Here is a 409-nt window from a genome sequence, read left to right as displayed (position 1 = left end):
GCATATTGCATCAGTAGCAGCAAAATACGTCGTAAGGCATCGCGATCGCCGCGGCGCATATCGTGTGCTTTCAGATGAGTGTTAATCAGCAGTTGCAGACCTTTACGCTTGAAGGCAGGCAACACTGAAGGCACAACTTCATCAATTAAATCCTGCACGGAGAACAGCACCGTCTCACTTTTCCAGCTATCATCCGCAAGCATGTTCGCTAACTGTATTTCATCAACCAGCCGCACCAGCACATCTGCCTGATTCGCCAGTTGTTTGCTTTCCGGGGCGTTGAGTTTAGCCGCGCTCTCCGCCAGGGACTGTGCGGGTTCTTTCAGCGCATCGCCAATGTTTTTCATAAAGATCATCCGCCCCTGCTGGTTTTTCTCATACAGACGCTGCGCCTGCTTGAGTTTCTTGT

1 protein-coding gene is annotated in these 409 nt (G+C 50.9%); it reads right to left on the bottom strand.

All coding sequences use genetic code 11. The annotated features are described in order from the left end of the window. The coding region (locus GV818_RS33890; RefSeq protein ID WP_256679602.1) for a hypothetical protein at window positions 1-409 on the bottom strand (409 nt) is incomplete at both ends.

It is taken from the genome of Pseudomonas sp. Fl4BN1, from assembly GCF_009908285.1.
Lineage (GTDB): Bacteria > Pseudomonadota > Gammaproteobacteria > Pseudomonadales > Pseudomonadaceae > Aquipseudomonas.
This window is presented reverse-complemented; position numbering and strand designations above follow the sequence as displayed.